The sequence below is a fragment of the Stenotrophomonas sp. WED208 genome (assembly GCF_040984485.1).
Lineage (GTDB): Bacteria > Pseudomonadota > Gammaproteobacteria > Xanthomonadales > Xanthomonadaceae > Stenotrophomonas > Stenotrophomonas riyadhensis.
Map to the genome: position 1 here is coordinate 3499510 of NZ_JAZARB010000001.1, position 26164 is coordinate 3525673.

General features: G+C 67.0%; 20 protein-coding genes. 8 read left to right on the forward strand and 12 right to left on the reverse strand.

What is annotated here, in order from left to right; genetic code table 11:
- Positions 1-34: 34 nt before the first annotated feature.
- The 6 genes from VPH47_RS15810 to VPH47_RS15835 form a co-directional block, all read right to left on the reverse strand.
- The gene (locus tag VPH47_RS15810) at positions 35-328 is read right to left on the reverse strand and encodes a hypothetical protein (protein ID WP_368851224.1); all 294 of its coding nucleotides are present in this window, start codon (positions 326-328) and stop codon (positions 35-37) included.
- Entirely contained in the window at positions 325-789 is a 465-nt protein-coding gene (locus VPH47_RS15815; protein ID WP_180854121.1) for a GNAT family N-acetyltransferase, read from the reverse strand. The genes VPH47_RS15810 and VPH47_RS15815 overlap by 4 nt, the downstream gene beginning before the upstream one ends.
- Before the next feature lie 115 nt (positions 790-904).
- On the reverse strand, positions 905-1291 hold the full coding sequence (locus VPH47_RS15820) for an SseB family protein (protein WP_368851225.1): 387 nt from the start codon (positions 1289-1291) through the stop codon (positions 905-907).
- A 142-nt stretch (positions 1292-1433) separates the two neighbouring features.
- Positions 1434-3149 (reverse strand): alpha-amylase family glycosyl hydrolase, encoded by a 1716-nt coding sequence (locus VPH47_RS15825; protein WP_368851226.1) that lies wholly within the window; start codon positions 3147-3149, stop codon positions 1434-1436.
- Positions 3149-4636: an MFS transporter gene (locus tag VPH47_RS15830; protein WP_110711498.1), complete on the reverse strand. Its 1488-nt coding sequence runs from the start codon at positions 4634-4636 to the stop codon at positions 3149-3151. Before VPH47_RS15830 ends, VPH47_RS15825 begins: the two co-directional genes overlap by 1 nt.
- The gene (locus VPH47_RS15835; protein ID WP_368851227.1) at positions 4633-6825 is read right to left on the reverse strand and encodes a Six-hairpin glycosidase-like protein; all 2193 of its coding nucleotides are present in this window, start codon (positions 6823-6825) and stop codon (positions 4633-4635) included. The genes VPH47_RS15830 and VPH47_RS15835 overlap by 4 nt, the downstream gene beginning before the upstream one ends.
- A 237-nt stretch (positions 6826-7062) precedes the next feature.
- On the opposite strand from VPH47_RS15835, the gene VPH47_RS15840 reads away from it, so the two are divergent.
- Together VPH47_RS15840 and VPH47_RS15845 are read left to right on the forward strand one after the other, a co-directional pair.
- The gene (locus VPH47_RS15840) at positions 7063-9114 is read left to right on the forward strand and encodes a glycoside hydrolase family 97 protein (protein ID WP_368851228.1); all 2052 of its coding nucleotides are present in this window, start codon (positions 7063-7065) and stop codon (positions 9112-9114) included.
- A gap of 251 nt (positions 9115-9365) precedes the next feature.
- Entirely contained in the window at positions 9366-12134 is a 2769-nt protein-coding gene (locus VPH47_RS15845; protein ID WP_368851229.1) for a TonB-dependent receptor, read from the forward strand.
- A gap of 265 nt (positions 12135-12399) precedes the next feature.
- On the opposite strand, the gene VPH47_RS15850 is transcribed toward VPH47_RS15845, so the two are convergent.
- On the reverse strand, positions 12400-14013 hold the full coding sequence (locus tag VPH47_RS15850) for an alpha-glucosidase family protein (RefSeq protein WP_110711493.1): 1614 nt from the start codon (positions 14011-14013) through the stop codon (positions 12400-12402).
- A gap of 214 nt (positions 14014-14227) precedes the next feature.
- On the opposite strand from VPH47_RS15850, the gene VPH47_RS15855 reads away from it, so the two are divergent.
- Positions 14228-15226 carry a polyprenyl synthetase family protein gene (locus VPH47_RS15855; RefSeq protein ID WP_110711491.1) on the forward strand — a complete coding sequence of 333 codons (999 nt, stop codon included), beginning with the start codon at positions 14228-14230 and terminating at the stop codon, positions 15224-15226.
- A 96-nt stretch (positions 15227-15322) separates the two neighbouring features.
- Here VPH47_RS15855 and VPH47_RS15860 read toward each other — a convergent pair whose 3' ends face one another.
- The gene (locus VPH47_RS15860) at positions 15323-16114 is read right to left on the reverse strand and encodes a dienelactone hydrolase family protein (RefSeq protein WP_368851230.1); all 792 of its coding nucleotides are present in this window, start codon (positions 16112-16114) and stop codon (positions 15323-15325) included.
- Between the two features lie 134 nt (positions 16115-16248).
- Between VPH47_RS15860 and VPH47_RS15865 the strand changes: the two genes are divergently transcribed.
- A complete protein-coding gene (locus VPH47_RS15865) occupies positions 16249-16845 on the forward strand; it encodes an SMI1/KNR4 family protein (RefSeq protein ID WP_368851231.1) in 597 nt (198 codons plus the stop codon).
- 121 nt (positions 16846-16966) lie between these two features.
- Here VPH47_RS15865 and murD read toward each other — a convergent pair whose 3' ends face one another.
- From murD to VPH47_RS15880, 3 genes are all read right to left on the reverse strand, one after another.
- The gene (gene murD / locus VPH47_RS15870) at positions 16967-18376 is read right to left on the reverse strand and encodes a UDP-N-acetylmuramoyl-L-alanine--D-glutamate ligase (RefSeq protein WP_368851232.1); all 1410 of its coding nucleotides are present in this window, start codon (positions 18374-18376) and stop codon (positions 16967-16969) included.
- Positions 18357-19709, reverse strand: a complete 1353-nt coding sequence (gene murL / locus VPH47_RS15875; protein ID WP_368851233.1) for a UDP-N-acetyl-alpha-D-muramoyl-L-alanyl-L-glutamate epimerase — start codon at positions 19707-19709, stop codon at positions 18357-18359. The genes murD and murL overlap by 20 nt, the downstream gene beginning before the upstream one ends.
- 76 nt (positions 19710-19785) lie before the next feature.
- Entirely contained in the window at positions 19786-22380 is a 2595-nt protein-coding gene (locus VPH47_RS15880; protein WP_100437481.1) for a bifunctional aspartate kinase/diaminopimelate decarboxylase, read from the reverse strand.
- A gap of 75 nt (positions 22381-22455) precedes the next feature.
- Between VPH47_RS15880 and VPH47_RS15885 the strand changes: the two genes are divergently transcribed.
- Positions 22456-23331 carry a PhzF family phenazine biosynthesis protein gene (locus VPH47_RS15885; RefSeq protein ID WP_368851234.1) on the forward strand — a complete coding sequence of 292 codons (876 nt, stop codon included), beginning with the start codon at positions 22456-22458 and terminating at the stop codon, positions 23329-23331.
- A gap of 111 nt (positions 23332-23442) precedes the next feature.
- Positions 23443-24321 (forward strand): PhzF family phenazine biosynthesis protein, encoded by an 879-nt coding sequence (locus VPH47_RS15890; RefSeq protein ID WP_368851235.1) that lies wholly within the window; start codon positions 23443-23445, stop codon positions 24319-24321.
- 51 nt (positions 24322-24372) lie between these two features.
- Here the strand turns inward: VPH47_RS15890 and VPH47_RS15895 are convergent, their stop codons facing one another.
- Positions 24373-24804: an OsmC family protein gene (locus VPH47_RS15895; RefSeq protein WP_005408443.1), complete on the reverse strand. Its 432-nt coding sequence runs from the start codon at positions 24802-24804 to the stop codon at positions 24373-24375.
- 371 nt (positions 24805-25175) lie between these two features.
- Here VPH47_RS15895 and VPH47_RS15900 point away from each other — a divergent pair, with 371 nt between their 5' ends.
- Positions 25176-25574: an HU family DNA-binding protein gene (locus VPH47_RS15900; protein ID WP_010483539.1), complete on the forward strand. Its 399-nt coding sequence runs from the start codon at positions 25176-25178 to the stop codon at positions 25572-25574.
- A gap of 254 nt (positions 25575-25828) precedes the next feature.
- Positions 25829-26137 (forward strand): DUF3861 family protein, encoded by a 309-nt coding sequence (locus VPH47_RS15905; RefSeq protein WP_110714275.1) that lies wholly within the window; start codon positions 25829-25831, stop codon positions 26135-26137.
- Positions 26138-26164: the final 27 nt, after the last annotated feature.

The window sequence follows — 26164 nt, forward strand, 5'->3', positions numbered from 1 at the left end:
TGCTCGGCACATTGTCCACGACAGCCGCGAAGATTCAGTGCACCGGGGCTTTCGGTCCCAGCAACGCCAGCAGCACATAGACCACGATCGAGGCGACGGTACCGAGCGCTGCCGGCAATCCGTATACCCACGCTGCACGGCCCTGCTGACGTGCCCACTGCGCCAGATGCCAGGCCGCGCCCAGGTTGATCAGCCAGGCAATGGCGAACACCGGCCACAGCACCATGCCTATCGCGCGCAGCACGGGCATGGACACCAGCGCGACGACGATGGCCGCGATCAGGAAGATCAGCGCAGAGCGGGAATGGCGCGGTGCGAGCGTGTTCATGCGGCCAGCCTGCGCACCATCACCAGCACGCGATAGCTGCGGTTGTCGGCTTCCTGCAGCGGCTTCCAGCCCAGCCGCGCGTACAGCCCACCATCCAGGGCCTCGGTCTGCAGATACAGGTCGGACACACCCATCCGCACCGCCTGCGCCGCTGCCTGCTCGACCAGGCCGCCAGCCAGCCCACGCCCGCGATGACTATCGGCCACGAACACGCTGCCCAGCCAGTGCTCGTACTGCGGGAAGGCCTGCATCTCCCGGCGCTTGAGCTGCACCGCACCGACCACCTGACCGTCATCGAAGGCAGCGATCAGGTGCGGAAAGCCTTCGGCATCCTGTGGCGGGTTCAGCCGCTGAAGTTCCTGTTCCAGCGACAGGCCAGCGTCGCGGCCCCATTCGGCGTGGTACCACCGGGCCAACTGCTGCCGTTCCGGTGCATCGGCGGGTAGTACCCTGAATTCCATGGCAATGCCTCGATGGGGAAGCGTTCTGTAGAGTCGAGCCATGCTCGACTGATCTGGCACTGCGCGAAAGGCAGTCGAGCGTGGCTCGACACTACAAATATAGCGCGGTGGCCGCTCAGCGTTGGGCGAAGTCCTTCAGGATCTCGCCGATGCCGCTGGGCGAGATCTCAAAGCCCAGCGAAGTACCCGGGTTGATCACCACGCCATAGCCACCCGGCACGCGACGCAGTACATCCAGCATCAGCCAGCGGATCTGGTGTTCGGCCTGCTGGCTGTAGATGCCCACCCGCGACGGGTCGGTGAACACGGCCACGTGCAGGGTGCCCTGCTTGTCGAACAGCAGCGGGTCGAAGCCGCTGCCGTCCGGGGTGACCAGACTGCCGGTCAGCAGCACCACCTCGGAGGCGACGAAGGCCTCCATGAAGGCGCGGATCGGCACCGTCCCGTCCATCGCCGCCTTCAGCAGGGTTTCGATCGGGGTCTGCGCGGCGAGGTCGGTCATGGCGGTACGGCGGGGCGTGAGGGGTGCCTATTGTAAAGTCGAGCTTGCTCGACTGCTCGAAAAGCGTGCCAACCAAGGTTGGCACCCACCAGAGCGGTAGGCAGGTGCCATGGATTCATGGGTTGCCGGCCAGCGGCCAGCACTACCGCCCCAGCCGCTGATCCCGCGCCTTCTGGTCGGCCATCGCCTTGTCCAGCTCGGCCTGCAATGCCGGCTGCTGCACGGCGGCGTCCAGCACGTAGACCTTCACGCCGTGCGCGGGCACGTCGGCCTTCAGGGAGGCATCCACCTGCAACCAACCGCCGTCCAGTGCATCGCGCCACCGGCCCGCCTGCACGTAACGCGCTACGGTGAAGGTTCTGGCCTGGTCCCCCTTGTTCAGCAGCACCAGCGCGGTCTGCACCACGTCGCCCTGCTGCAGCACGCGGAGGAACACCGCCTCATCGCCCTGCAGGCGTTCGTTCACCTGCAGGCCGCGCTGCAGGGCCGGGGTGGCTGCGCGCAGCCTGGCGATGCGCTGCAGCGGCGCGAAGATCGGGCTCTGCGGGGCAGCGTCCACGCGCGGCTGACCGAAGTAGGCACGATTGCCGGCATGCTCGGCGCGACCACGCATGAAGCCGGTTTCCGAGCCGTAATAGACCACCGGAATACCGCGCGCGGTGAACAGCCAGTTGTGCGCATCGATGAAGCCGTTGTCGCTGGCCTGCAGCCGCGGCATGTCGTGGTTGTCGTAGAAGCTCATCAGCTCGTACGGGTTGGCGTACGGCCCACCGCTCAGGTGCAGCGGCTCGGCCAGGGTTTCAAAGCCCTTGCCGGCGGTGCCGAAGGTCTGTTCCAGTGCGCCGCGCAACGGGAAATCGAGCACGCTGACGTTGGCGTTGGCCGGCCAGGTGTGCTCGGCAATGCGCGCGGCATCGTAATCGAACGCTTCGCCGAACATGAACATGCCTGGGTGCTCGGCGCGAATGCGTTTGACGAAGGCATGCCACCACGGGTGCGGCAACCAGCCGATGGTGTCGATGCGCAACGCGTCCACGCCCTGCGCGGTCCACTGCAGGTAAGCGCCGACCAGGTAGTCCATCACCGCCGGATTGTCCTGGTTGAAGTCGGACAGTTCGGCGAGGTTGCCGTCGAAGATCGATCCCTCCTTGCTGTCGACCGGACCGACGTTGTTGTAGAACGCGTGCAGCGGGTTGTGCTTCGGGTCCAGTTTCTGCGGCGGCAGGTTCTGGTGATCAGCGATCAGCGCTCCGTCCTTGTCGAAGATCTGGCCGAACTGCGGCTGCCGCGTCGGCATGGTCCAGGCTGGCGAGCCGTGGTTGCCGACGATGTCCAGCACCACCTTCAGGCCCGCGCCATGCAGGCCCTTGGTCAACCCCGCGAAGTCGAGGTCCTTGCTGGGCAGGTGCTCATCGAGCTTGTAGAAGTTGATGCCCCAGTAGCCGTGGTAGCCGGTCTTGCCGCGATCGGTCAGCGTACTGGTGCAGCTGATCGGCTTGCTGCCGGTGAACGCCTCGTCCGGGTTGTCAACGATCGGCGTGATCCATACCGCGCCGAAGCCGAGGTTGCGGATGTACTGCGCATTGTCGAGCACGCCGCGGAAGTCACCGCCGAGATAGCCGATGTTGCCGTCCACCTTGTCCGGGCACGGCACCGGGATATCGAAGGTGCGATGCGTGCCGCCCTGGTCGCGATGATCGTTGGACGGGTCGCCGTTGACGAAGCGGTCGGTGACCACGAAGTACACCGCATCGCTGGCGAACGGTTCGGTGGTGCCCACATAGTCCGGGCGTGGCGCGGCCGCCGCATGGCCGGCCAGCAGTACCAGGGAAACAGCAACAGACAGCGCACCACGCATCACACCACCTCCGGACGGGACGGAACCCGCAGCACGCACAGGCCGGCAACGAACAGGCTGCAGCCGCCCAGCACCAGCACATGCATCGGCTGGCCACCCAGCCAGGCGCGCAGGGCAAAGCCGAGCGCGCTGGCCGCAACCAGCTGCGGGATCACGATGAAGAAATTGAAGATGCCCATGTACACGCCCATCTTCGAGGCCGGCACGCTGTCGGACAACAGCGCATAGGGCAGCGAAAGAATGGACGCCCAGGCGAAGCCGACACCGACCATCGACAGCAGCAGCCAGTGCGGGTCGCGGATGAACATCAGCGAGACCAGGCCGGCGCCGCCCAGCCACAGGTTGACCAGGTGGCTCCAGCGCAGGCCGATCGCACGCACCATCGGCGGGATCAGTACTGCGGCCAGCGCGGCGAAGCCGTTGTAGGCACCGAACAGCACGCCCACCCAGTTGGCGCCCTCGTTGTAGGCCGCTGACTGCGGATCGGTCGAGCCGAAGTGGGTACCCGCCACCGCGGCGGTGGTGTAGATCCACATCGCAAACAGCGCGAACCACGAGAAGAACTGCACCCACGCCAAACGACGCATGGTCACCGGCATCGCGCGCAGGTCACCGACGATGGCGGCCAGCATATGCGTGGCCGGCAGCGCACGCGCGGCCGCCAGCAGCAGGCCATAGCCGGCACACAGGCCGGCCAGCACGTACAGCATCCTGTCGCCCTGCCGCCAGGCGATCAGCAGCGCCAGCAGCACGCCCAGCCCCAGCCATACGGCCACCTGTGCCCACGGTGCCGGGCCACTGATCGCAGCCCCTGCGTGGTGCGCCGGCGGCTCGGCGTCATCGAATCCGGCCAGCTCTGCCGGCGAGTACTCGCGGGTGCTGACCACGGTCCAGGTGATCGCCGCCAGCAGCACCACCGCGCCGAAGTAGAACGCATAGCGCACGGTATCGGGCACTTCGCCTGCGGCGGCCGTATTGGCGACCCCGAAGCGGGCGAGGATGAAGGGCAGGAAGCTGGCGACGATGGCGCCCACGCCGATGAAGAAGCTCTGCATCGCGTAGCCGGCCGGCCGCTGGCGTGGTGCCAGCTGATCACCGACGAAGGCGCGGAACGGTTCCATCGACACGTTGATCGAGGCGTCCAGCACCCACAAGGTACCGGCGGCGATCCACAGCGTCGGCGAATTCGGCATCACCAGCAGCGCCAGCGTAGTCAGTACCGCACCGATCATGAAGAACGGGCGGCGACGGCCCCAGCGCGTCCAGGTGCGATCGGACAGGTAACCGATCACCGGCTGCACCAGCAGGCCAGTCAGTGGCGCCGCGATCCACAGCCCGGGTACCGCGTCCATGTCCGCGCCCAGTGTCTCGAAGATGCGGCTGGCGTTGGCGTTCTGCAGGGCGAACCCGAACTGGATGCCGAGGAAGCCGAAACACATGTTCCAGATCTGCCAGAACGACAACTGCGGTTTGGCGGGACGACTCATCGTGCGCCCTCTTCCATCGCCACCGGCGCCACCTTCAGCGCCTGCACCTGGGCCTGGTTGAGCACACCATCGCGTCCACCCTTGCCGCCGGTGTAGTGCGCGAAGTGCTGCAGCGCGCTCATGTTGAAGCCCTCTTCAAGCGCGACCGTGCATTGCCCCTTGGGCACCGTGAATGTCGCCGAGGTCGAGTCCTGCATCGCCACGCTGTGCGGCAGGGTGACCGTATGCTGCTGCAACGGCTGGCCCGGGCACTGCAGCACCAGCTGCTTGACCGCAGCGGTGACGCCAGTGTTGATCGGCCCGTTCGGGTTGCGGTACTGCAGGCGCAGGCGCACCTGCCCGGCCCTGGCCGAGGTGAACTGCCAGCGATCATCGCCCTTCAGCACCTGCTGCGGACCGACGCAGCGCGTCGGGCTGTGCAGTGATTCCAATGCACCCACGCGCCGGGTCAGGCTGAGGCAGTGCTGCAGGCCATCGTCGCTGATGTGCACCTGGCCATTGCTGGCGGCGACATGCCTGCCGTCCTTCCATAGCGTCTGGTCAGCCGCAACCGGCACGCTCCAGCCAGTGCCTTTGCGGGTGGCCTGCGGCGCAGTCGGTGTAGCTGGCGCACGCGCGTTGGCATCCGCAGTCGTGGCAGAAAAACCGGTTGCTGCCGGGGCGGCGACCAGCTCCACCGTGGTGGTCGTGCCACGCGTGGTGGTGCTGCCGGCCACCAGCAGGCCATCGCCCACGTTCTGCGGGCGCTCCAGCACATAGCGCTTGCCGTTGGCTTCCAGCGTGATGCGAGGGCGCGTGCCGAACAGTTCTGGCACCAGCACGGCCGGCAACTTGGGCTGCACGCGGCCATCGTCCTGCACACCGAACACGCCCTCGACCACCATCGACAGATAGCCGGCCACCGACCACAGCTGGCGTTCGGAGTTGACCACCGGGCCGCTCAACGCGCCCTCGTCAACATGCACGGCCTGGCTGACCAGCTCGTAGTTCTCCATGTTGGAACCGGCCAGCGCGGCGCCCTGCATCAGCGAGCGGATCTCGGCGGCGATGCGTGGTGCATCATCCAGCTGCCGTGCCGCACGCAGCGAGTAGGCACTGACGAACGGCCAGATCGCGCGGTTGTGGTAGATCGGCTGCTGCGCCTCCTGCGGCCACACCACCGGGCTGCCGGCTGGCCCCATCGGGTAGGCAGCCAGTGCACGGCGCGCGCGCTCCGGCGGCAGCACCTCGGCGAGGATGCCCAGCGACAGGCCAAGCAGATCGACCTTGGCGTACGGCACCGGGTGCGCGGCTTCGCCGATGTAGCTCATGTACTGGCCGATATCCTCGCGCCAGAAGCGTGCATCGATCTGCTGCGCCAACGCATCGGCCCACGCCTTGTAGTCGGCCGCGCGGGCGTCGCCGTGCTGGCTGGCCAGCCGTTCGGCCAGGCGCAGCGCCTGGTAGTGCAGCACATTGGTGGACAGTGCGTAGGAGTCACCGATGAAGCGCACGTCCTCACGGGTCCAGTCCGGATAGGTCTGCTCGCGCCAGTCCAGGAACGAGGTCTCGCCACGGTACAGGCCCATCTGCGCGTCGAACACCATCGCGCGATCCTGCGCCAGCGTGCCCTGCAGCGCCTGCCAGACCTGGTCGGCAAACGCGCGATCTTCCAGCAGGTGACGTGCCGCCAGGAACCACACCACGCGGTCGCTGCTGATCGGCCAGCTGCCGCCGGAACCGGTGTCCTGCGCGACGAACAGGCCGGGTGTATGGCCATCGCGCGCTGCCGACAGCTTGAACTGCAGCGACTGCCGGGTGCGCTGCGGATCCAGCCGCGCCAGCGCCAGGTCGGCGGCGAAGCTGACATCACGCGTCCACACGTAGGGCCAGCGCGCGCCGGTCTGGAAGCACTCGCACGGCACCGGCCGGCCTTCGTCGAAGGCGGGATCACGGATCGCATCCACGCGGTCCTGGTCCATCTCCTGCTGGGCCAGCGCGAACAGTGCATCGAACATCACGCTGCCGGTCTGGCTGCGCATCGGCATGGGCGCGATACGTACCTCTCCCTTCGGCGCATGCAGCACGAAGCTGCCGTTGGCAGCGGCTTCGGCACGCGCATGGCGGCCGTCGAATTGCAGGTCGGCCGCCTGCGCGGTCGATCCCAGCGCTGCCCCCAGGGCAGCGGTCAGGCAAATGATCTTCAGCATCGAAGCGGCGGACCGGCTTGCGCCCGTCGGCCTCCCTCCCTCTCTGCACGCGTTGTAGGTCCGCACCGTCGTTGTCGGCGGGCGGGCGCGGCCCCTCCCTCAAGGTGCCTTGGCCCCATGGTAGACGCGGGGCTGTCGGCTGCGTCCAGCTGCATACGTATTCATGGCGTTGCGCGGTAGCGGGCCTGCCGCGCTGGCTTATGGTCCGGGTCTGCCAACGGCGCCTTGGGAGGGGAAATGCCGATGTCGTCCACTGCTGTACGCACTGTGCTCGCGCACGTATTCGGCCTGGCGTTGCTGGGAATGACCACGCTGTCGCAGGCCGCGCCGCAGGTCGTCACTGTCGAATCGCCTGGCAGGATGCTCAAGGCCAGCATGGTGCTGGACGGCGGCACGGCGCGCTATCGCGTCGAGCGTTTCGGCGAGACAGTCGTGGAAGATTCGAAGCTGGGCTTTGCCTTGCGCGATGGCCGCCTGGACCGCGATTTCGCCCTGCTCGGCCAGCAGCAACGCAGCGTCGATGACAGCTGGGAACAGCCCTGGGGCGAGCGCCGGATTACCCGCAACCGTTTCAATGAGCTGACCGTGCATCTGGCCGAGACCACCGGCAGCAAGCGCCGGCTCGATGTGGTGTTCCGCATCTACGACGATGGCCTCGGCTTCCGCTACGTATTCCCCGAGCAGCCGAACCTGCGCGAAGCGATCATCGATGACGAGCTGACCGAGTTCGCCATCGCACAGGATTCCACCGCGTGGTGGATCCCTGCCGGGGAACCGATCCACTACGAGTACCTGTACCGGCGCACGCCGTTGAATGAGGTGCCGTTGGTGCATACGCCAATGACCCTGCGCAGCCGCGATGGGCTGCACGTGGCGATCCACGAGGCCGCGCTGGTGGACTATGCCGGCATGTGGCTGCGGCGAACCGAGGGCCAGCGCCTGCGCGCGCAGCTGTCGCCCTCGGCAGAAGGCTGGAAGGTGCGCCGCGCCCTGCCCTTCGCCACGCCGTGGCGCACGCTGCAGATTGCCGACCGTGCAGGTGGCCTGGTCGAATCAGACCTCATCCTCAACCTCAACGAGCCCAATGCACTGGGCGATGTGAGCTGGGTGAAACCGGCCAAGTACCTGGGCGTGTGGTGGTCAATGCACCTGGACAACGAGAGCTGGGCGACCGGGCCGAAGCATGCGGCCACCACCGCCAAGACGAAGAAGGTGATCGACTTCGCCGCCGCGCACGGCTTCCGTGGCGTGCTGGTGGAAGGCTGGAATCCGGGCTGGGACGGCATGTGGGTGGGCAATGGCTACGACTTCGATTTCACCCGTGCCACACCCGATTTCGACATTGAAGCGCTGTCAGCGTATGGCCTGAAGAAGGATGTGCATCTGATCGGCCACCACGAAACCGGCTGTGCCATCGAGCATTACGAGGACCAGCTGGGTACCGCACTGGACCTGTATGCGCGGCTGGGCGTGGACCAGTTCAAGACCGGCTACGTCTGTGACGACGGCCAGGTCGACCGCCGCAATCCCTCGGGCGGCCCGCTGTGGCGTGAGTGGCATGACGGGCAGTTCATGGCGCGCCACCACCTGAAGGTGGTCCAGGAAGCGGCGCGGCGGCACCTGTCGGTGAACCCGCATGAGCCGATCAAGGACACCGGCCTGCGCCGCACCTATCCCAACTGGATCTCGCGCGAAGGCGCACGTGGCATGGAGTACAACGCCTGGGGCCAGCCGCCGAACCCGCCGGAACATGAGGTCAACCTGGTGTTCACCCGCATGCTGGCCGGGCCGATGGATTACACCCCCGGCATCCTCAGCCTGAAGGGCCGCCACGGCCAGGCCATTCCCAGCACGCTGGCACGCCAACTGGCGCTGTACGTGGTGCTGTACAGCCCGATCCAGATGGCCGCCGACCTGCCCGAGCACTACCTGCAGCATCGCGAGGCATTCCGTTTCATCGAAGACGTCGCGGTGGACTGGGAGCAGAGCCGCGTGCTCGATGGCGAAGTGGGCGACTACGTGACGATCGTGCGCCGCGACCGCAACAGCCGCGACTGGTTCCTCGGCAGCATCACCGACGAGCACGGCCGTGTGCTGCCGGTATCTCTGGGCTTCCTGGAACCGGGCGTGCGCTACCGCGCCGAAATCTACCGCGATGGCGTCGGTGCTGATTTCCGCAGCAATCCATTCGCGTTCGCGCGCGAAACCCGTGAGGTGACCAGCGCCGATGCACTGACGCTTGTGCTTGCGCCGGGTGGCGGGCAGGCCATTCGTTTCACGCCGCTTTGAATGCCCCGGCAGTGCCGGCCGCTGGCCGGCAACCCGGTGATCGTGATTGCCGGCCAGCGGCCGGCACTACCGCACGAGGTACCTGAAAGCGATTACACCCCTGCAAACGCCATTGAATACGTATGCAGGGTGATTCCCGCGAAGAACGCGCTGCCTACCATAGCGGCGACGACAGCGGCCACCGCGTCGCACGTCCACGGTCACGCCGGGACGTTCACGAATCGATCTGCAACATTGCCTGGGAGGGGAAAATGTTGAACCACAAGCGCAGCGCGCTGAGCATCGCGCTGGCCGTTGTCCTGGCGCCGACGCTGGCGTCGGCACAGTCCACGCAGAACACCACCACGCCGGCCGCCACCGCCGCCACCAACCTGGATACGGTGCAGGTCACCGGCATCCGCCGCGGCATCGAGAACGCAATCGCGATCAAGCAGGACGCCACCTCGGTGGTCGAAGCGATTTCCGCCGAAGACATCGGCAAGCTGCCCGACGTCAGCATCGCCGAATCCATCTCGCGCCTGCCCGGCCTGGCTGCCCAGCGCGTGGCCGGCCGTGCACAGGTGATCAGCGTGCGTGGCCTGTCGCCCGACTTCGCCACCACCCTGCTCAATGGCCGTGAAGTGGTCAGCACCGGCGACAACCGCGGCGTCGAGTTCGACCAGTACCCGTCCGAGCTGGTCAATGGCGTAACCGTCTACAAGACCCCGGATGCCGCCCTGGTCGGCCAGGGCCTGTCAGGCACCATTGACATGCAGACCGCGCGCCCGCTCAGCTTCGGCGAGCGCGTGATCGCAGTCAGCGGCCGCTACCAGAAGAGCTCCCTGGGCCGCGCCGCCAACATCGATCCGTATGGCAACCGTTTCAGCGCCAGTTACATCGACCAGTTCTTCGACAACACCCTGGGCATCGCCATTGGCTACGCGCACAGCGACATGCCGATCCAGGAGAACCAGGTCGGCCTGTACGAGCCGTGGACCACCGAACACACCGACAAGGGCGAGCGTCGCGGAATCGCACCTGGCACCTACTTCACCGATGGCATCAAGGCGCTGCGCCGTACCGGCAACAACAAGCGCGACGGTGTGATGGCAACGATCCAGTTCCGCCCCAGCAACAGCTGGACCAGCACCTTCGATGCGTTCCACACCGAAGCCGAGCAGATCGACACCGCCAACCAGTTCGAGCTGAGCCTCAGCGGCAACGGCGAGGACAGCAACAATCCCAACGCGATCCTGCCGGTGTTCAGCAATGTCGGCCGCAATGCCGATGGCAGCTTCACCGGTGGCACGATCAACAATGCGTACCCGCTGGTGCGCGGCATGTACAACAAGCGCAAGGACAAGATCGATGCGTTCGGCTGGAACAACGAGTTCAACGTCGGTGGCGTGAAGCTGGTCGCCGACCTGAACTATTCGAAGGCAACCCGCCGCGAGATCAACCTGGAAAACAACCTGCAACTGGTGCCGCGCCCGCAGTTCGACACGATCGGCCTGGTGGTGAACAACAACAGCTTCTCGCAGATCACGCCGGGGCGCGACTATTCCAATCCGGGCAGCCTGTTCCTGACCAACACGATCTATGGTTCCGGCTACGGCAAGGTGCCGGAGGTGGAAGATCGCTTGAAGGGCGCCAAGCTGGCGGCGACGCTGCCGGTTCCCGAAGCCATGTCCAGCTGGTTCTCGGATGTGGACGTGGGCGTGAACTATGCCGACCGTCGCAAGCAGAAGTCCCAGGCCGAAGGCAACATCCTGCTCGGCGCCCAAGGCGAATCCACCATCGCTCCGGACCTGCAGTACCGCCCAGTCAATCTCGGTTTCGCCGGCATCGGCTACATCCCGTCGTGGAACGTGCCGGCAGCCGTGGGTCGCTACATGACCTTCAACCCGGTCGACAACCTGGACTATCTGATTCCCAAGTCGTGGACAGTCGAGGAGAAGATCACCACGGCGTGGGCACGCCTGAACATCAACACCGACATCGGCGTGGTCGGCGTGCGCGGCAACATCGGCGTGCAGATGCAGCACACCGACCAGAGCTCGGATTCGCGCTACTGGGACAGCTCGCAGCCGGCAGGCAGCAACATCCAGCCCTTCTCTGCCGGCAGGACCTACAAGGACTGGCTGCCGAGCTTGAATCTGGTGTTCATGTTCCCGCACCAGCAGACGCTGCGCTTCGCCGCCGCCAAGCAGGTGGCACGCCCGCGCGTGGACCAGATGCGTGCCGGCCTGGAATTCGGCGTGGATACCAACAACGGCCGCCCCGGCGGCAGTGGCGGCAACCCGCTGCTGGATCCGTGGCGCGCCACCGCGCTGGACCTGTCCTATGAGAAATACTTCGGCGAGAAGGCCTACGTGGCTGCGGCGATCTTCTACAAGGACCTGAAGAGCTACGTCTACACGCAGTCGGTGGACAACTACGACTTCAGCGGCCTGCTGGGCAACTACGTGCCACCACCGGGCATGACCGAACCGGTGCTGACCACCGGCACCTTCTCCACGCCGCAGAACGGCAAGGGCGGCACGTTGAAGGGGCTGGAGCTGACCGGGTCGTTCCCGCTGGAGATGCTGACCGACAGCCTGCGCGGCTTCGGCGTGCAGGCCAGCGCGACCTTCAACAAGAGCGACATCACCATCCTGGATCCGGAGAGCGCCTCCAGTGTGGGCACCGACCCGATCAGCCTGCCGGGACTGTCCAAGCGCGTGTACAACTTCACCGCCTACTACGAGCGCAGCGGCTTTGAAGCACGTGTGAGCCAGCGCCGCCGTTCGGACTTCATCGGTGAGATCGGCAACTTCAACGGCAATCGCACGCTGCGCTACGTGGTGGGCGAGAACGTGACCGATGCACAGGTCAGCTACACCTTCAGCGACAGCAGCAGCCTGCGCGGGCTGACCCTGCTGCTGCAGGGCAGCAACCTGACCAACGAGCCGTACCGCACCTACGCCGGCAGCAAGGACCGCCCGCTGGAATACATCGAGTGGGGCCGCACCTACATGCTGGGCGTGAACTACAAGTTCTGACCACGACCGGGTAGTGCCGGCCGCTGGCCGGCAACACAAGGGGAGCAGGACCGGAAACCCGCTGTGCAGGCAGCGGGTTTTCTTTTGCGCGAATGCCGGCGGTCGGTCGGCAAGGCCCATCCACGCCTGGCGTGGATCTACTGGTTAGGGTGTCGCTGGGTAGATCCACGCCATGCGTGGATGCCCTTCACCACAATCCCACCCACAAAAAAGGGACGGGGCGCTTCGGCCCCGTCCCCGCAAGTACCGCCACCGGAGAAAACGGTCAGCTGCGTCGGGCGCAATACACCGCGCGCGGCGGCAGCTGGAGTTCATTGCCCTGCACCGTGCCCGCATCCGGGCCCGGCACCGCCACCTGCTGCCAGTTGCCCGGCGGCAGCGGATGGCTCACCGCTTCGGCCGACAGGTTGAAGGCCAGCAGGAGGGTTTCATCTGCAAGCATACGCTCGAACAGCAGCACTGGCTCGGCGCTTTCGATGAATCGGATGCTGCCATGCAGGAGTGCCGGCTGGCTATGCCGCCAGGCCAGGAACCCGCGGAACGCGGCCAGGACCGAGTCCGGGTCGCGCTCCTGCACCGCCACGGCCGCGGCGCGGTGCTCGGGCGGGATCGGCAGCCACGGCTGGCCGGCGGTGAAACCGGCCAGCGGCGCGTCGGTCCACGGCAAGGGGGTCCGGCAGCCGTCGCGGCCCTTGAAGTTGGGCCAGAAGGTGATGCCATAGGGGTCCTGCAGGGCCTCGAACGGCACCTCGGCCTCGGCCAGGCCCAGTTCCTCGCCCTGGTACAGGCAGACCGAGCCGCGCAGCGAGCACAGCATCGCCACCAGCATCCGCGCCAGCCGCGGGTCGGCCGGGTGGCCGCCCCAGCGGCTGACCGCCCGCTCCACGTCGTGATTCGAAACCGCCCAGCACGGCCAGCCTTCGGTCATCGCCGCTTCCAGCCGCGAGACCGTGTCGCGGATATAGGCCGCGCTGTAGTCGTCCACCAGCAGTTCGAAGCTGTAGCCCATGTGCAGGCGGCCATCGCGGGTGTACTCAGCCGTGGTCGCCAGCGAGTCCTCCGAGGAGATCTCGCCCAGGCTGACCGCCCCCGGGTACTCGTCCAGCAGCGCGCGCAGCCGCTCCAGGAACGGCAGGTTCTCCGGCTGGGTGTTGTTGTAATAGTGGTACTGGTAGGCGTACGGATTGTCCGGGCTGAAGCCGCGACCGAAGCGCTTCTCCGCCGGCTTGGCCGGGTTGTCGCGCAGCTGCGCGTCATGGAAGCAGAAGTTGATCGCATCCAGGCGGAAGCCATCCACGCCGCGGTCCAGCCAGAAGCGCACGTTGTCCAGGGTCGCCTGCTGGACGTCCGGGTGATGGAAGTTCAGGTCCGGCTGGTCGACCAGGAAGTTGTGCAGGTAGTACTGCTCGCGGCGCGGCTCCCACTGCCAGGCGCAGCCGCCGAACAGCGACAGCCAGTTGTTGGGCGGCGTGCCGTCCTCGCGCGGGTCGGCCCAGACGTACCAGTCCGCCTTCGGGTTGCTACGATCCTGGCGGCTCTCGCGGAACCAGGCGTGCTCGATCGAGGTGTGGCTCAGTACCTGATCGATCATCACCTTCAGGCCCAGGCCGTGGGCCTTGGCCAGCAGACGGTCGAAGTCGTCCAGACTGCCAAACAGCGGGTCGACGTCGCGGTAGTCGGCGATGTCGTAGCCGAAGTCGGCCATCGGCGACTTGAAGAACGGCGAAATCCAGATCGCATCCACGCCCAGCGCGGCAATGTGGTCCAGGCGCTGGATGATGCCTGGCAGGTCGCCCACGCCATCGCCGTTGGCGTCGAGGTAGCTGCGCGGGTAGATCTGGTAGATGACGGCTCCGCGCCACCATGGATAGTGCGACATCGACAGCCCCCCTCCGGGCATGCAGGGCCCGCCGGAAGCGGGCCTAAATCCTGTTCCGGCAAGCTTAGCGGCGCCCTCCCGGGCATGGCGCAACCTGCATACGTATTCACGCAGGCGGCAGCCGTGGCCGGGCCGGGGACGTCGGCCAGCCCGGTTTGCGCCCGAATTCACAGGCAACGCCTATAATCAGCGATGAGCCTGAAAGCCTGATCGCATGACCATCACCGAAGACACCCGTCCCGCCCTGGGCCTGCCCCAGATCCAGTCGCTTGCCGCGGCCGACATGGCCGCCGTCGACGCCCTGATCCGGCGCCGGCTGTCCTCGGACGTCGTGCTGATCAACCAGATCGCCGACCACATCATTTCCGCCGGCGGCAAACGTCTGCGCCCGATGCTGGTCATGCTGGCCGGCCACGCGGTCGGCCACGCCGGCCCGGATCACCACCAGTTGGCGGCGATCATCGAGTTCATCCACACCTCCACCCTGCTGCACGATGACGTGGTGGACGAATCCAGCCTGCGCCGTGGCCGCAGCACCGCCAACGCGCTGTGGGGCAACGCGCCCAGCGTGCTGGTCGGCGACTTCCTGTACTCGCGCAGCTTCCAGCTGATGGTCGAGCTGGAACGCATGTCGGTGATGCAGATCCTGGCCGATGCCACCAACCGCATCGCCGAGGGTGAAGTGCTGCAGCTGCTGCACGTGCACAACCCCGATACCGACGAAGCCGCCTACCTGCGCGTGATCGAACGCAAGACCGCGGTGCTGTTCGCTGCCGGCACCCGCCTCGGCGCGCTGGCCAGCGGTGTGGACGAAGCCACCCAGCAGGCCCTGTTCGACTACGGCATGCACCTGGGCTACGCGTTCCAGATCGCCGACGACGTGCTGGACTACTCGGCCAATGCCGAGGAGCTGGGCAAGAACCTGGGTGACGACCTCGCCGAGGGCAAGGCCACGCTGCCGCTGATCCACGCCATGGCCCATTCGGACGCCGCCACCCGCGAGCGCCTGCGCACCATCGTGCAGGACGGCGACGCCTCGGCGATGCCGGAAGTGCTGGCCGCGATCCGTGCCACCGGCGGCCTCGAGTACAGCCGCCGTCGCGCCGAGGAATACGCCGAAGCCGCCGAACGTGCGCTCGATGGTCTGGCCGACAACGACGCCGTCGCCGCCCTGCGCGGCCTGGCCCGCTACGCGGTGCAGCGTTCGCATTGACCGCCTTCGGTAGTGCCGGCCGCTGGCCGGCATTCCCGATGACATCCGCAGCATCATGAGGTTGCCGGCCAGCGGCCGGCACTACCGCTGCACGGATCAACGTTTCTCGAAACGCTCCTCAAAGAACTCATCCAGCGCTTTCCAGGCGCGCTTGGCCGCCCGTTCGTTGTACTGGCAGCCTGGCGGACTGTTGGCATCGCGCTCGGCGAAGCAGTGCACCGCGCCGCTGTAGTTGGTGAATTCCCAGTCGACCTTGGCCGCGTTCATTTCCTTCTGGAAACCGGCGATGTCCTCGGCGGTCACGCTGGTGTCGTCGGCGCCATTGAGCACCAGCACCGACGGGTGCGTGCCACCGGCCTGCGCCGGCAGCGGCGAGCCCAGCCCGCCGTGCAGGCTGACCACACCGGCCAGCGGCGCGCCGGCACGGGCCAGTTCCAGCACCGTGGTGCCACCGAAACAGAAGCCCACCGCACCGATCCGACGGGTATCGAGCGGCACCTTGCCGGCCTGCGCCTTGAGCACGTTCACCGCCTCCAGCGCACGTGCGCGCAGCAGCGGCCGGTCGTTGCGCAGCTTGCTGGCGATCGGGCCGGCCTCGGCATCGGTCTTCGGCCGCACGCCCTTGCCGTAGACATCGGCCACCAGCACCACGTAGTCATCGCCGGCCAGCTGCTTGGCCTTCTCGACCGCCGATTCGTTCACGCCCTTCCAGTTCGGCACCATCACCAGTCCCGGGCGTTTGTCATGCCCGCCATCGTCGTAGACCAGCACACCACTGAAGGTCGTGCCCTGATGCTTCCATTCCACCGGCTGGGTCTTCATCGCCGCCCATGCCGGCATCGCTGCCAGCCCCAGCATCACCGCCACACCGCATCGCCAACGATTCATTCGCCTGCTCCGCAAGAAAAAGGGGACGGAGGGGATTAAGCCGTATTCGCCCCTCCCGCGTCGCATTCTGCATTGGCGACGTGACGCAGGTGTGGTTGGATACGACTTAATCCCCTCCGTCCCCCTTTTTCTGCATGAACCTTGTTGATCGCTTTCTGTCTGGCCTGATCCCCCGCCTGCCTGCCGAGGATGCCCCGCAGTGGGCCCACGTGCAGGGCGCCAGCGGCGAAGACCTGCAGCGCCTGCGTGCGCAGTGGCCACAGGTCCCTGACAGCCTGATGGAACTGTTGTCGCGCGTGGATGGCACCCATTTCCGCGAGTATCCAGGCGGCGAGGTCTGCGTGCTGGTGCTCGGCTCGGACGTGGAGGACGGCGGCTATCCCTACTACCTGCGTTCGGTTGCGCAGATCTTCGAAGACCAGCAGCAGTGGGACGACAGCATCCGTTCCATCTACGAAGAGTGGCTGGATGACGAGCCGGAGATCCTGGGTGAGGGCATCGACGCCGATCTGCCGATGAACCACCGCCTGTGCTTCTCGCACTGCATGAACAACGGCGGCACGTCGATGCTGTACCTGGATTTCGACCCGGCACCGGGCGGCACGGTCGGCCAGGTGGTGCGCTACCTGCACGATCCGGACAGCTATGCGGTGATCGCACCCAGCTTCGATGCGTATCTGCAGCAGCTGATTGATCGCGATTACGCGTTCATCGACCAGGACGAGGATTGAACCCAGCCGAGCATGGGCACGGCGCTACAGTAGATCCACGCCATGCGTGGATGGGCGTACAGGATCCCGCTGGGGTCAGAGCCCGTTCCTGCGGAAAGGGATCCGACCCCGATCCCGCGGATCAGGCGATGCCCAACCCCGGAATCGCACTGATGCTGTCCGGATCGAAACCGGCCAGCTCGGCGAAGTGGCGGCCACGCGCCACGTAGTCACGGTAGGCGCCGAAACTGGGTGCGCCAGGCGACAGCAATACCACCCCGCCCTCAGAACCCAGCGCAGAACGCGCCAAAGCGATTGCCTCCGGCAGATCGCCGGCGGCATGCAGGCCGAAGCGACCAGCATCGGCCAGCGGCTGCAGCATGGCGTGGATGCGCGGGCCGTTGCTGCCCATGGTCACGATCTCCACCGGCGGCACGTCGTGCGCCATGTGCTGCATGAAATCGGTCCAGTCCAGGCCACGATCATGGCCGCCCACCAGCAGCGCGATGCGCTGGCCGGCGAAACACTCCAGCGCGGCCAGGCTGGCATGCGGCGTGGTGCTGATCGAATCGTTCACGTAGGTCAGGCCATCGACCACGCCGATGCGCTGCAGGCGGTTCGGCAACGGACGGAAGTCCTGCACCGCCGGCGCCAACGCCACCGCATCCAGTCCCAGCGCTTCCAGCGCGGCCAGCACCGCGCACAGATTGCCGCGGTTGTGGCGGCCCGGCAGCGGCGTGTTGCGGGTATCGAACACCGGCTGTTCACCACGGTGCACGACATCGCCACGCATGTGCCAGCCCTGCGGCTGGTTGAACCAGACCACCTCGCTGTCGGGCAGCGACAGCGCGGCCAGGTGCGGATCGGCGGCGTTGAGCACGGCGATGCGCGGCGCAGCTTCGGTCACCAGCCGCAGCTTGTCCTCGATGTAACGCTGCTCGCTGCCGTGCCAGTCCAGGTGCTCCGGGAACAGGTTCAGCACCACCGCCACCTGCGGATGGGCGCCACTGCGCGCCACCTCGCCGGTCTGGTAACTGGACAGTTCCACCGCCCAGTATTCGGGGGCGGGCTGCGGGTCCAGCACTTCCAGCAGCGGCAGTCCGATGTTGCCGACCAGGCCGGTACGGTGGCCGGCGGCACGCAGCAGATGTGCGACCAGCGCGGTGGTGGTGCTCTTGCCCTTGGTACCGGTCACGCACACGGTGTCGTGCACGATGCCATCGGCACCTGCATGCTCGGCAAACCACAGCGCGGTGCCACCGATGAAGGTGGTGCCCTGCCCCGCCGCCGCCAGCGCGACCGGTTGGTAGGGGCTGATGCCGGGCGATTTGATCACCACGTCGAACGCGGCCAGCGCTTCAGCAGAAGGCTCGCCACGCACGTCCAGCACGCCCTGTGTTTCCGCACGCGCGGCCTCCACTTCGGCCGCCGGGCAGAACAGGCTCAGCGGCAGCGCGGGCAGGCGCGCACGCAGTACCGCAAACGCGGCGCGGCCCTCACGGCCCCAGCCCCACAGCGCGACGCGCTTTCCTTCAAGCGTCGAAATCTTCACGCACCCGTTCCCACAGCGCAGCCGGAACGCGGTGCTCGCCCTGCAGCTGCAGCAGCGGTGCCAGTTCCAGTTCGGCGGCATCCAGCTGCGGCTGGATCTCATTGCAGAAGCGCTTCACCAGCACGTCTTCCTTCCACTCCGGGCGCTGCGCCAGGGTCGCCATCGCCGCACGCGATTCGCGGCCTTCGCCCACGCACTCGAACGGCTTGTGGTCCTGGAATTCCAGCAGCGCGTCGAAACCGCCGGCCTGCTCGGCATCGTCCAGCAGGTTGCGGCCGAAGATGCGCACCAGGCGCGTCTTCGGCATGAATGGGGCCAGCGCCAGGAACACGAAATGGCACTTCGGGCAGACGCCGCACCAGCGGTTCACCGGGCGCTCGCCGAGGATGTGGAAGTTGCGGTTGCAGCTGGAGAAGTGCGCGTCGTAGAAGTCGGTCTTGGCGAACTGGCGGGCCACCGCCAGCTCTGACATCGGACGCAGCAGCGAGTAGTACTTCAGGTCCGCCGCCACGTGCGCCTGCACATGGCGACCGAACGCCTGCTCGAACGCCCAGCCCTTGGACCACTGGTGGTTCACTTCGCCGGTGCCCGGAATCTGGCTGCCGTAGCTGGCCGAACGCTCGTTGGAGAACACCACCTGGTCCACGCCCTGCAGCAGCGCGGCCAGCACCATGATCGCCGAGTTCACCGCGGTGACCGGGATATGGCCGTTCCAGGCGCCCTGGCGGTTCAGCTCGAACAGTTCCGGCGCCAGCGCGCGGCCCAGGTTCAACGTGGGCAGGCCGGTACGCTCGGCACAGGCGCGGATCAGCTGCGAGCCACCGATCCAGGTCACGGTCTCGTCCACGCCGGCGCGGCGCAGCGCTTCGATGCTGACCAGCGAATCCTTGCCGCCACCGATCGCCACCAGCGCGTGCGGCTGCAGGCCCAGTACCGGCGCCTGCACGGCGTCACCCTGCACCGGCAGGCGGAAGCGCCCGCGCAGGTTCAGGCCATTGCGGTACGCGAATTCACCCAGGCCATTGAGGTAGACCGTCTCCACCAGCGCAGCGGTATCGGCATCGATGGTGTAGCTGTCGATGCTGACCGTCTCCGGCACACCCGCCTTGTAATAGCTGACACCGGCGATCAGGTGCAGCAGCTGCAGCGCGCGCTGCACGGCGGCGCTACGCGCTTCGTCCAGCACGAACGGGGCGCCCGGCACGGTGATGGTTTCCACCATCTCCGGGCCGTCATCGAAGGCGTAGACCAGCTTGGCCACGCCGGTGTCCGCGGCGAATTCGCAGCGGACGAAGCGGAAGCGGGAAACCTGGTGTTTATCGAAAGCAGTCATGGTGTATCCGGTCAGGCACGGGCCCGCGCAGCTGCGCGGGGCGTGTCGGTGGGCGGGTGCAGGGCGCGCGCGGTGGTCATTCGATCACGTCTTCGCGCGGCAGCATCCGCTGGTTGTAGGTGTTGGCCATCGAATAGCCGTACGCGCCGGCGTCGGCGATCAGCATCACGTCGTCCGGCGCGGTCGACACCGGCAGCTTGCGGCGCTTGCCGAACACATCGCTGGATTCGCAGATCGGGCCGACCACATCGAACGCCGCTTCGGCATAGCCGCCCTGGCGGCTGAGGTTCTCGATGTCGTGCCAGGCGTCGTACAGGGCCGGACGCATCAGTGCGTTCATGCCAGCATCCAGACCGACGCGGCGCACGCCGTCCTTCTCCACCACCTGGGTGACATGGGTCAGCAGCACGCCGGATTCGGCCACCAGGTAGCGGCCCGGCTCGATCGCCAGGCGGAATGCAGGATGCAGCGCCTTGACCTCGGCCAGGCCCTCAGCCCAGGCGTCGAGATCGAACGGCTCGTCTTCGTCGCTGTACGGAATCGGCAGGCCACCGCCGATGTCGATGGTGTGCACGCTGCCGATGCGGCGGGCGAAACCTGCCAGCTCATCGCACATCAGGCGCCAGTGCTGCGCGGTTTCCACGCCGCTGCCCAGGTGCGCATGCAGGCCGACCACGCGGCTGCCCAGATCGGTGGCCGCGCGCACGAACTCATCGACGCGGGCGATCGGGAGGCCGAACTTGGAGTCCTTGCCGCCGGTACGGACCTTGGCATGGTGGCCTTCGCCACGGCCCAGATCCACGCGCAGCCACAGCTCGCGGTTGCGGAACAGGTCCGGCCAGCGCTGCAGTGCTTCGACGTTGTCGACGGTAACGGTCACGCCCAGCGCGAAAGCGGCTTCGTACTCGCTCCGCGGGCAGAAGCTGGGGGTGAACAGCACGCGCTTGGGCGACAGTTCCGGCAGGTGCTGGAACACGTGCTTCAGTTCGCCGTGCGATACGCACTCCAGGCCGAAGCCTTCGGCTTCCAGCAGCTGCAGGATGGCCGGGTGGCTGTTGGCCTTGATCGCGTAGTAGCGCTGGTCGATCGGCTTGATCGCGGCCAGCGCGCGGGCGCGGGCGCGCACCGTCGGCAGGTGGTAGACGTAGCGTGGCGTGCCAGCATCGGCCAGCTGCAGCAGGTGCGCACGCTGGCCCCGCCACCACGGCGTGCCACGCGGGCGCACGGTGCCGGCGATCTCGCGCCAGCGCGGGCCGAACACTTCGGTCTCTTCCACCGGCATCGCACCGCTGTCGATCAGCTCGGCGTGCAGGATCGGCAACAGGCCATCGGCATCGGCTTCGTCGATGACGAAGGTCAGGTTCAGGTCGTTGGACGACTGCGAGATCATGTGCACGCGCTCGCGGCCGAAGGTCGCCCACACGTCTGACAGCTTGTGCAGCAGCGAACGCATGCCGCGGCCAACCAGGGTGATCGCCGCGCACGGCACGATCACCTTCACCTTGCAGATCTGCGACAGGTCAGCCGACAGCGCAGCCAGCACATCGGTGTTGACCAGGTTCTCGGACGGGTCCAGCGACACGGTGACGTTGGTCTCGGCCGAACCGATCAGGTCCACCGACAGGCCATGCTTCTTGAACAGGTTGAATACATCGGCCAGGAAGCCGACCTGCTGCCACATGCCGATGCCTTCCATCGACACCAGCACGATGCCGTTGCGGCGGCTGATCGCCTTCACGCCCGGCACCGGTGCAGCGCTGCCATCGATGCTGGTACCCGGCAGTTCCGGGCGCTCGGTATCGAGGATGGCCATCGGCACGCCGGCATCGCGGCACGGCTTGATCGAGCGCGGGTGCAACACCTTGGCGCCGGTGGTGGCGATTTCCTGCGCCTCGTAATAGTCCAGGCGGGTCAGCAGGCGCGCGTCCGGCACGTCCTTCGGGTTGGCACTGAACATGCCCGGCACATCGGTCCAGATCTCCACGCGGCTGGCACCGAGCAGCGCACCGAAGTACGCCGCCGAGGTATCCGAGCCACCGCGGCCGAGGATGGCGGTACCACCATCGGCATGCCGCGAAATGAAGCCCTGGGTGATCAGCAGGCGGGTCGGCTGCGCGCGGAAGCGCTGCATCCACTCCGCATCGGCACGCCACTGGCAGTTCACCGACAGCCGCTGCGACCAGTCGCTCTGGTTCGGCTGCGGCGGCATCGCGTCCAGCCACTGGCGGGCATCCATCCAGCCCATGTCCAGGCCCGAAGCGTGCAGATAGGCCGCGCCCAGGGTGGAGGACAGCAGTTCGCCCTGGCCCAGCACTTCGGCCTGCCACTGCAGCGGCCGGGTGGCCGCGCGCGCGTCGTCGAGCAGCCCCTGCAGCGCCGCCAGGCGCTCGGCCAGCACCTCGCGGCCCAGGCCGAGTTCAACCAGGAAGGCCTCGTGGCGTTCGACCAGCGCCGCCACGCGATCACGGCTGTCCGGCGCGCCATCGGCGATCGCGGTCAGTTCGTTGGTGACCCCGGACAGCGCCGACACCACCACCAGCACGCGCGAGCCGGTCTCTTCCGCACGTTTTTTCGCCAGCTTCCCGATCGTGTCCCAGCGATGACGACGCGACACCGAGGTGCCGCCGAACTTCAGTACGATCCAACGATCGACAAGGGGGGAAGCTGACATGGATTGGCTATGTAGAATGTGGGGAAGCCGCCCTCAGGGGCGGAACCTTTGATTCTAAGCGCAATATCCCCGTAGATGGCCGTCCTCCGTTACCTGCAGCTCGATGTCTTCGCCCCCCGCCCCGGCACCGGCAACCCACTGGGCGCCATCCTGGACGCCGATGGGCTCTCCGGCGAGCAGATGCAGGCCCTGGCCGCCTGGCTGAACCTGTCCGAGACGGTGTTCTTCCTGCACCCCAGTGCGCCCGGCGCCGATTACCACATCCGCATCTTCACCCCGACCCGTGAGCTGGCCTTCGCCGGCCACCCCAGCGTCGGCGCGGCCTGGGCGGCGGTGAGCTGCGGCCTGGCGCAACCGCGCGACGGTGCCCTGCTGCAGCAATGCGCGGCGGGGTTGCTGCCGGTACGGGTGAGCGGCCCGGCCGAGGCACTGCAGATCCAGCTGGCCAGCCCACCGGCGCAGCAACTGGACACAGCGGCGGACAGAGCGCCGGAAGCGCTGCTGGCGCTGGCTGCCAGCGGGCACGTACCCGAACTCTGGGACAACGGCGCACGCTGGTGGCTGCTGCCGCTGCGCGACGCCTCCGCCGTACGCAACCTGGCGCCGGACATGGCCGCGCTGGCCGACTGGAGCCTCGCCACCGATGCCACCGGCCTGGCCGTGTTCGCCGACGAAGCCGGCACCGACCATACCCGGGTGGTGCGCGCATTCTGCCCCGCTGATGCGGCCGCCGTACCCGAGGACCCGGTGACCGGCAGCGCCAATGCGCTGATCGGCGCCTGGCTGCGGCAGCGCGATGCCCTGCCGGGCCGCGAGGGCCGCTACGTGGCCAGCCAGGGCCGCGAAGTGGGCCGCGATGGCCGCGTACAGGTCGAGGTCGATGCACAGGGCACGGTCTGGATCGGCGGCCAGGTGCAGCCGGTCATCGACGGCCAGATCAGCTGGATGTAGAGCCGAGCCCACGCTCGGCTGCTTCTTCTCACACCCCAACACAGCCGAGCATGGGCTCGGCTCTACAACGGCGCGCTAAGCTGCGCGCTACCTGATTCTGGAGTTTCCCCGATGCCCGCACGCCGTTTCCTGCAGCTGGATGTGTTCTCCCCGCGCGCCGGCGCCGGCAATCCGCTGGCCGTGGTGCTCGATGCCGAGGGCCTGGACGATGCCAGCATGCAGGCCATCGCACGCTGGACGCGCCTGCCCGAGACCACCTTCGTGTTCCCGCCGCAGGTCGCCGGTGCCAGTTACCGGCTGCGCATGTTCAGCCCGCAGAAGGAAGTTCCGTTTGCCGGCCACCCCAGCGTCGGCACCGCGCATGCGGTGCTGCAGGCCGGCCTGGCCGCAGCGGTCGATGGTGTGCTGGTGCAGGACGGCATTGCCGGTGCCCTGCCGCTGCGCGTCAGCGGTGAGGGTGCGCAGCAGCGCATCGCCATCCGCACGCCGCGCGCGCAGCTGGCCGAGACTGCCGAGGCGACCGATCCTCGTATGCAGGCGGCGCTGAAGGACTGGCCGCTGGGCTCCCTGCCGCCGGCGCGGATGCAGGGCGGGCGTAGCTGGTGGGTGGTGCAGGTGGCCGATGAAGCCGCGTTGCGTGCCCTGCGTCCGGACTGGGATGCCGTAGCCGCACTGGCCGAGTCCACCGACAGCATGGGTGTGTTCGCCTACGCCTTCAGCGATGGCGGTGAGGGCTTCGATCTGGCGGTACGTGCCTTCGTCGGCAATGGACGCCGCTTCGAGGACGCCGCCTCCGGTGCCGCCAATGCGGTGCTGGCCGCATGGCTGGACCTGCGCGATGCCCTGCCCCGTGGTCGTGCACCGTTCGAAGTCAGCCAGGGCCGCGAAGTCGGCCACGACGCACGCCTGACGCTGCTAGTCGACGAGGACGGCGAGGTCTGGTCGGGCGGCCAGGTGCAGACGGTGATCAGCGGCACCATCGATTGGTGATCCGCAAGCGGTAGAGCCGAGCGCGGGCTCGGCTCTACAGGTAGCGGCCGCTCAGCCCAGCTCGGCTTCCAGGCTGATCGGCACTGCGCTCAGCGCCTTGGATACCGGGCAGTTCTGCTTGGCGTCATCGGCAATCGCACGGAACTGCGTCGCGTCGATGCCCGGCACCACCGCCTTCACCTTCAGCCGGATCTGCGACAGCTGCGGGCCGCCCTCCAATGACAGATCGACCTTGGCTTCGGTATCCAGCGAGGTCGGGGTAAAGCCGGCCTCGCCGAGCTTGGCCGACAGCGCCATGGTGAAACAGCCGGCGTGCGCGGCAGCGATCAGTTCTTCCGGATTGGTGCCCTTCTCGTCACCGAAGCGGCTGTTGAAGCCGTAGCGGGTCTTGTCCAGCAGCCCACTCTGCGGCGTGCTCAACTGTCCCTTGCCCGACTTCAGATCGCCTTCCCAGTGCGCGGTGGCGTGTCGCGAGATTCCCATATGCTGCTCCTGCGTGGCGGTGATGAACGGTCACCCTCGCACGGCACGCGTTAGCCCTGCGTCGCTCCGCCGCATGCCGAACGTCCGCAGGGAACCGGACAGATGGACACTTCTTCGCCAGCCATCTGCGCATTTCCCCCTTGTTTTCAGTGGTTTCGCGCATTCCGCCGATGGACGGGCACCGGCCATCACGCACGCTGCCGCGCCCCCATCCCCCACGGCCGGCCATGTACTGAATCGGCCTGGATATGAAAAAACATGCACTTTCCGCGCTTCAGGCTATTGGCGGCGCCCGAGAGTTGCCCTACATTGCGCTTGCCGACGGGGTTCGGCGCCGACCAAACAACCAACCGTTCACGGAACAGGAAACCATGGCAAAGACCGCTAAGAAGGCTGCCCCGAAGAAGGCAGTGAAGAAAGTCGCGACGAAGGCAGCCGCCAAGCCGGCCGCTCCGAAGCCGATCAAGGAAGTGCTGACCAAGTCCGGCCTGGTTGCACACATCGCTGAAGCCTCCGGCGTCATCGCCAAGGACGTCCGCGCTGTGCTGGCCTCGCTGGAAAGCGCCGTCGCCTCCTCGGTGCACAAGAAGGGCGCTGGCTCGTTCACCCTGCCGGGCCTGCTGAAGATCACCACCGTCAATGTGCCGGCCAAGCCGAAGCGCAAGGGCATCAACCCGTTCACCAAGGAAGAGCAGTGGTTCGCCGCCAAGCCGGCCACCACCAAGCTGAAGGTGCGTCCGCTGAAGAAGCTGAAGGACGCCGCGCTGTAAGCGCGCGCCCCAACGCGGATTCCGACGGGACGGCTCTGGCCGTCCCGTTTTTTTTGTCCCAACCACGGTCCGCAACACAGCGTTGCCGCAATCCCGGGAATGCCCGTACAGGCCCGCCAGCATTGGCTGCGCCCGACCTGCCGCAGTACCGGAACGTACCGGGTGGAACACTGCGTGCAGCGCCGGCCGTCGCTGTCGGCCGCGGCCTTGCCTATGGTGGGCACATCCTCCACAGCTACGGCGAGCACCCCCTCATGGCCAGCCCCTCCACCCGCTACCGGATCTCGGTGACCCCGATCGAAAAGGACGGGTTGCAGTGCACCGGGCGCTGCACCATCGAACTGGAACACCGTGCCAGCCGTGACCTGATGCGCCTGCTGGAAGGAGCGCCGCGCACGGCAGGTCTCAGCGGCGACGAGCGCGCCACCCTGGTGATCGCCACCCAGCTGCTGCGCGACATCGTGCAGCGCCATGCCGAATCCGACGGTCACGCGCTGGCCGCCATCGCAGCACAGGTACTGCCGGCCCTGGACGCGCTGGAACAGCTGCCCTCCTCCCGCTGATACCGGCGCAGCCGATACACTGCGCTC

Excerpts from the sequence above, each read along its gene's own strand:
- VPH47_RS15810 (WP_368851224.1), bottom strand. The coding sequence starts at position 328 with ATGAACACGCTCGCACCGCGCCATTCCCGCTCTGCGCTGATCTTCCTG.
- VPH47_RS15815 (WP_180854121.1), bottom strand. The coding sequence starts at position 789 with ATGGAATTCAGGGTACTACCCGCCGATGCACCGGAACGGCAGCAGTTG.
- VPH47_RS15820 (WP_368851225.1), bottom strand. The coding sequence starts at position 1,291 with ATGACCGACCTCGCCGCGCAGACCCCGATCGAAACCCTGCTGAAGGCG.
- VPH47_RS15825 (WP_368851226.1), bottom strand. The coding sequence starts at position 3,149 with ATGCGTGGTGCGCTGTCTGTTGCTGTTTCCCTGGTACTGCTGGCCGGC.
- VPH47_RS15830 (WP_110711498.1), bottom strand. The coding sequence starts at position 4,636 with ATGAGTCGTCCCGCCAAACCGCAGTTGTCGTTCTGGCAGATCTGGAAC.
- VPH47_RS15835 (WP_368851227.1), bottom strand. The coding sequence starts at position 6,825 with ATGCTGAAGATCATTTGCCTGACCGCTGCCCTGGGGGCAGCGCTGGGA.
- VPH47_RS15840 (WP_368851228.1), top strand. The coding sequence starts at position 7,063 with ATGCCGATGTCGTCCACTGCTGTACGCACTGTGCTCGCGCACGTATTC.
- VPH47_RS15845 (WP_368851229.1), top strand. The coding sequence starts at position 9,366 with ATGTTGAACCACAAGCGCAGCGCGCTGAGCATCGCGCTGGCCGTTGTC.
- VPH47_RS15850 (WP_110711493.1), bottom strand. The coding sequence starts at position 14,013 with ATGTCGCACTATCCATGGTGGCGCGGAGCCGTCATCTACCAGATCTAC.
- VPH47_RS15855 (WP_110711491.1), top strand. The coding sequence starts at position 14,228 with ATGACCATCACCGAAGACACCCGTCCCGCCCTGGGCCTGCCCCAGATC.
- VPH47_RS15860 (WP_368851230.1), bottom strand. The coding sequence starts at position 16,114 with ATGAATCGTTGGCGATGCGGTGTGGCGGTGATGCTGGGGCTGGCAGCG.
- VPH47_RS15865 (WP_368851231.1), top strand. The coding sequence starts at position 16,249 with ATGAACCTTGTTGATCGCTTTCTGTCTGGCCTGATCCCCCGCCTGCCT.
- murL (WP_368851233.1), bottom strand. The coding sequence starts at position 19,709 with ATGACTGCTTTCGATAAACACCAGGTTTCCCGCTTCCGCTTCGTCCGC.
- VPH47_RS15880 (WP_100437481.1), bottom strand. The coding sequence starts at position 22,380 with ATGTCAGCTTCCCCCCTTGTCGATCGTTGGATCGTACTGAAGTTCGGC.
- VPH47_RS15885 (WP_368851234.1), top strand. The coding sequence starts at position 22,456 with ATGGCCGTCCTCCGTTACCTGCAGCTCGATGTCTTCGCCCCCCGCCCC.
- VPH47_RS15890 (WP_368851235.1), top strand. The coding sequence starts at position 23,443 with ATGCCCGCACGCCGTTTCCTGCAGCTGGATGTGTTCTCCCCGCGCGCC.
- VPH47_RS15895 (WP_005408443.1), bottom strand. The coding sequence starts at position 24,804 with ATGGGAATCTCGCGACACGCCACCGCGCACTGGGAAGGCGATCTGAAG.
- VPH47_RS15900 (WP_010483539.1), top strand. The coding sequence starts at position 25,176 with ATGGCAAAGACCGCTAAGAAGGCTGCCCCGAAGAAGGCAGTGAAGAAA.
- VPH47_RS15905 (WP_110714275.1), top strand. The coding sequence starts at position 25,829 with ATGGCCAGCCCCTCCACCCGCTACCGGATCTCGGTGACCCCGATCGAA.